4 protein-coding genes and 2 pseudogenes are annotated in these 5117 nt (G+C 66.6%); 2 read left to right on the top strand and 4 right to left on the bottom strand.

The features are described from left to right. The 4 genes and pseudogenes from KBA48_RS32405 to KBA48_RS32390 all read right to left on the bottom strand — a co-directional run. A pseudogene (locus tag KBA48_RS32405) lies at positions 1-609 on the bottom strand (GMC family oxidoreductase); the annotation flags it as partial. Continuing rightward, the gene (locus KBA48_RS32400) at positions 609-1142 is read right to left on the bottom strand and encodes a gluconate 2-dehydrogenase subunit 3 family protein (RefSeq protein WP_292912795.1); all 534 of its coding nucleotides are present in this window, start codon (positions 1140-1142) and stop codon (positions 609-611) included. The gene KBA48_RS32400 and the pseudogene KBA48_RS32405, both read right to left, overlap by 1 nt. 15 nt (positions 1143-1157) lie before the next feature. After that, positions 1158-2450, bottom strand: coding sequence for a DUF1080 domain-containing protein (locus tag KBA48_RS32395; protein ID WP_292912794.1), 1293 nt, complete (start codon positions 2448-2450; stop codon positions 1158-1160). A 110-nt stretch (positions 2451-2560) separates the two neighbouring features. Then, positions 2561-4093 carry a YifB family Mg chelatase-like AAA ATPase gene (locus KBA48_RS32390; protein ID WP_292912793.1) on the bottom strand — a complete coding sequence of 511 codons (1533 nt, stop codon included), beginning with the start codon at positions 4091-4093 and terminating at the stop codon, positions 2561-2563. A gap of 278 nt (positions 4094-4371) precedes the next feature. Here KBA48_RS32390 and KBA48_RS32385 point away from each other — a divergent pair, with 278 nt between their 5' ends. Further along, entirely contained in the window at positions 4372-4830 is a 459-nt protein-coding gene (locus KBA48_RS32385) for a (2Fe-2S)-binding protein (protein ID WP_292912792.1), read from the top strand. A gap of 3 nt (positions 4831-4833) precedes the next feature. Then, positions 4834-5117 (top strand): annotated as a pseudogene (locus KBA48_RS32380) (xanthine dehydrogenase family protein molybdopterin-binding subunit); the annotation flags it as partial.

The raw sequence follows: 5117 nt of genomic DNA, 5'->3' as shown, positions 1-5117 counted from the left end.
CATGCGCACAGCAGGCATGGTCTGTTTCAGGGTGCGCGCCACCTTCTGTTCGGCGCAGTTCATCTCGAATGGCGGCTGGAAAATACCGTCGGGCAGTTCCTCCAGCCCGTCCAGCGCCCCGGAAATGCCGGCAAACCGTTCGACATGGTCGTACCAGGGGGCCAGATCGGCATAGCGGATGGGCCAGTCGACCCCGTGCCCGTCACGCCGGTTGGCGGTGAAATCCGCCTCGCTCCAGCGATAGGACTGGCGGTACCAGGTCAGCGACCGTCCGCCCAACTGATAACCGCGCGTCCAGATGAAGGGCCGATCCTCGGGATGGGAGAAAGGATAGGTTTTGGTATCGGCAAAGAAATGCAGGTGCTGCATCTTGTAGATCCAGTCACCCTTGTCCTTCAGATATTGCCAGCCATTGGCGGGATAGCTTTCCGGCACCAGATTGCGGAACTCGATCTCCCATGGGGCCTGGAAATCGGTATATTCCGGCCCGGCATGCTCGACCATGCGGCCGCGTTCGATGACCAGGGTCTTCAGCCCCCGCTCACACAGTTCCTTGGCCGCCCAGCCGCCGGTGATGCCGGACCCGACAATGATCGCATCCCATTCCATCAGCGCCGCTCCTCCACCAGACGCCGATACTCGGCCTTCGACAGATCGCCCCGGTAATCGCCAGGGACGGCCACATAATCCGGATCGGCCCCCTGGCTGGTAAAATAAGCGTACCAGATCAATTGCTTGAGCCGGCGCCAGCCCTGGCCTGCCGTTTCGTTCATGAAGGCGGCGGCATCGATGGCGGCCAGCAGACCCGCCTGCTCCGCCGCCGGCAGGCGCAGAAAGGGGCGGGACCCCCGCTGATCGATGGTGGCCAGCGTGGCCCGGAATTGCGCCCGCGTGGCCGGCAACGCCCAATCCAGCATAAGCCCGTCCACCACGCCCTGCACATTGGCGTCCCTGGCGCCCGGCGTTTCGGTGGCGGGGATCATGATCTCCGCCACCTCGGCCAGCAGCGCCATCTCAGCCTCGGTGAAGAAGCGGCCGACGGGCCCCGTCGTCCCCGCATAGGCCCAGGCCGGCAGCGGCGCCGTTGCCGCCCCCCCAACCAGAGCAATGGCGGCCAGCATGGCCTCACGCCGGTTCATCATGGGCACCCTCACGGCTTAGAGTGGACGCAGACGGATGGACCGGAAGGAAAGCGTCCCGCTGCCGGGCCGCAGCAGGACCGGCCCCGATGCCGGCAGGCCCAGCGCCGCCCGGCTGCCCTCCAGCAGCTTCGACCCGTTCAGCCAATGTTCGACCCGGTCGCCCTGGACCCGGATATAGACCCGGTTCCACTGGCCGGCAGGTTTCATGCTGGGCTTGTCCGGGTTGGGGTCGGACAGGTTACGGGCCGGGACCTTGATCGCATTCCCCCCAAGGGACAGGCTGCCGCTGGCCGCCTCACCCTGCCCCTGCGGCCCCTGGGCCAGATGGTAGAGCGCGCTGCCCAGATAGCCCACGGCGCCGTCGGCCCCCTCGCCAGCCAGCACGTCCAGTTCCAGTTCGAAATCGGCGACGCGGTCCGCGCTGACCAGCGGGGTCTGCGCCCCATCACAGCGGATGGCCCCGTCGCGGATAGACCAGCCCGCCCCCGACAGGCCGGACCAGCCACCTCCTCCCCGGCCATCCCACAGCAGGCGCCAGCCAATGGCCGCCCGCTCCGCTGTCAGGTGGTTGGCGATGAAATCCCGCTCGTCCGCCGGGCTCAGGGGCCGGGCATAACGTCCGGGATCATCGGTGATGACAAGCAGGTCGCGGAAGCGGACCTCAAGTCCCGCATTGGCCGGATCGGAGCCGACATCATGGACCTGCAGCCCGAAAAATCCGCGCGGCGTCATCTCGTCCACCAGATTGGCGGCGGGCAGCCCGTTCAGCCAGGTGCGGATGCGGTTGCCCACCGCCTCCACCCTTAAATGGTTCCAGTCGCCGGACCGGAAGGCGGCCAGGGTTGCGGGCCGGTCGCTGGGCGGGTCCAACCACAGGCGCCGCTGCTCGTCATAAATCCCACCCGTCCAGCGCCGGGCCGACGGGTCGATTTCCACCTGATAGCCATGAACGACCCCGTCACGGTAATCGGGCTTTGCTTCCGACCGGATCATGATGCCGGTATTCAGGCGCGGATCGGTCCGCACCCGGCATTCCAGGATGAAATCGTCAAACAGTTCCTCGCTGACCAGGAAGCTGTTGGGGGATTTCTCCACCGATGTGCCGACTATCTCCCTGCCATCCAGCCGATAGGGCGCATGCCCGCCCAACCGTTTCCATCCGGGAATGGACCCGTCGGGTGCGGCCACCGCCGGGATCAGTGACTGCCAGGGTGCCGGGCTCAAGGCCCGCGCCGCCGGCGCCAGGGGAAGTGCTGCCGCCCCGGCCAGCACGGCCAGGGACGCACGCCGGGACAGGGGCGTCGTCATATTCGTTCCTCCCGAACGGATGTCTGCCGGACGTTGGCCGCCCGGCCATTTCCTCATTATGACAATGTTGTCATAACCCATCCGGCACCCGGTGGAAAGAGGGGCCGCCCCTAGCGTCCCGGCGCCACCCGGCGATAGGACAGCGCCTCGGCCACATGGATGCGGCGTACACCGTCGGCCCCGTCCATATCGGCCAGGGTGCGGGCCACACGCAGGACACGGTGATAGCCACGGGCCGACAGTTTCAGCCGCTCCGCGGCGTCGGTCAGCAATTGCCGTCCCTGCATGTCGGGACCGGCCACCTTCTCCAGCACCTCGCCATCGGCCTCCGCATTGCTGCGGATCGGCGGATGGCCTTGGGGCAGCAGCCCGTGATAGCGGGCACGCTGTGTCTCCCGCGCCCTGGCCACGCGGGCCGCCACCTCCGCCGTCCCCTCACGCGGGGGTGGCAGGGACAGGTCGGCGGCGCTGACGGCCGGTACATCGACATGCAGGTCGATACGGTCGAACAGCGGGCCGCTGATCTTCGACTGGTAATCGATGGCGCATTTCGGCGCCCGTCCGCAGGCCAGCGCGGCATCATCCAGGTGACCGCAGCGGCAGGGATTCATGGCCGCCACAAGCTGAAACCGCGCCGGATAGGTGACATGGTGGTTGGCACGGCTGACGGTGGCGCGGCCGGTCTCCAGCGGCTGGCGCAATGCCTCCAGCGTGCCGCGTGCAAATTCCGGCAATTCGTCCAGGAACAGCACGCCCTGATGGGCCAGGCTGATTTCCCCCGGCCGGGCGCGGGTGCCGCCGCCCACCATGGCCGCCAGGGTGGCGGAATGATGCACCTCCCGGAAGGGCCTTGTGCGGATCAGACGCCCGCCCTCCAGCCCGCCGGCGATGGAATGGACCATGGAGACCTCCAGCGCCTCCGCCGGGTCCAGCGGGGGCAGCAGCCCCGGCAGACGCGACGCCAGCATGGACTTGCCTGACCCCGGCGGCCCCAGCATCAGCATGTTGTGGCCGCCGCTGGCCGCCACCTCCAGCACACGCTTGGCCGTCTCCTGCCCCTTGACGTCGCGCAGATCCTTGATGCTGCCGGTGATATCGGTTTGCATCTTGGGTTCAGGCCGGGACAGAACCTGCGTGCCCTTGAAATGGTTGATCAGGGCCAGAAGCGACGGCGGGGCCAGGATGTCCAGCCCATTGCCGGCCCAGGCCGCCTCCCCCCCGCTGGCGGCGGGGCAGATCAGCCCCTTGCCACCGGCCAGGGCATTGATGGCGGCGGGCAGCACACCGGCCACCGGGGAGATGGACCCGTCCAGCCCCAATTCCCCCAGCGATTGATACCCCGCCAGCATTTCATCCGGCAGGATGCCCATCATCACCAGCAGGGCCAGCGCGATGGGCAAATCGAAATGACTTCCCTCTTTCAACACATCGGCGGGGGCCAGATTGACCATCAGGCGCTGCGCCGGCAGGGCGATGCCCAGGGCATGCAGGGCGCCGCGCACCCGCTCCCGGCTTTCGCCCACCGCCTTGTCGGGAAGGCCGACAACGGTGAAGGCGATGGGCCCGCCCGTCATCTGCACCTGTACGTCGATGTCCAACACATCTATGCCTTGAAAGGCCACCGTGCAAACGCGCGCCGCCACCCCTGCCCCCGCCCCGACTTCATCTTCCGGTGAGTATAGATGATTAGACTTGCAGGCGGAAAGGGCCGTGAGCATGCCTTTCACCGTTGCAGGCGCCGCCAAGTCATAAACGATGTATTCACACAGATATAACGCAATCATGGCAGTATCGGCCTATTTCACGGACCTGTTGAAATGGTCGAAATCTGGAAGACTGCCAACAGGGGGCGGGCCATTCTTCGCTTTGAACGCAGGCTTGGCGAGGGCCTGCCGTATTTCATTCTTAATTGGGGTCGACGATGATTAGCCTCGATATCAACGGCAAGGTCCGCGAAGTGGACGTGCCGGAGGACATGCCGCTTCTGTGGGTCCTGCGTGACGAATTGAATATGACGGGCACCAAGTTCGGCTGCGGTGTCGCGCAGTGCGGCGCCTGTACGGTGCATGTGGACGGTCAGCCGACCCGGTCCTGCCAATTGCCGGCATCCGCCGCCGTGGGGTCCAAGATCACCACGATCGAAGGGATTTCCGGCAAGGCCGCCGCCGCGGTCCAGAAGGCCTGGGCCGATCTGGACGTGGTGCAGTGCGGCTACTGTCAGTCGGGTCAGGTGATGGCGGCCACGGCCCTGATCGCCGAGAACCCGAACCCCACCGATGCCGATATCGAGGCGGCGATGGACGGCAATGTCTGCCGTTGCGCCACCTATGTGCGGATCAAGGCAGCCGTGAAAGTGGCTGCCAAGCTGGCGAGGACCTGAGCCATGATGCTGCGTCAATTGCTGCGCCAGGCCGCGTCCAGCGTGGCCGAACCCGCCCCCAGCCGCCGCACCTTCCTGAAGGGCACCGGCGGCGCCCTGATCATCGGCGCCGTGGTCCCGCTGGGATCATTCGCGGCCGAGCCTGCCGCCCCCGGCATTGTCGGCCCCGCCGACCCGCGCCCGAACCTGTTCGTGCGGGTGGCCAAGGACAATACCGTAACCGTCCTGGTCAAGCATCTGGACAAGGGCCAGGGCATCATGACCGGCCTGACCACCATCGTGGCCGA

This window comes from Niveispirillum sp. (assembly GCF_017996735.1).
Lineage (GTDB): Bacteria > Pseudomonadota > Alphaproteobacteria > Azospirillales > Azospirillaceae > Niveispirillum.
This window is presented reverse-complemented; position numbering and strand designations above follow the sequence as displayed.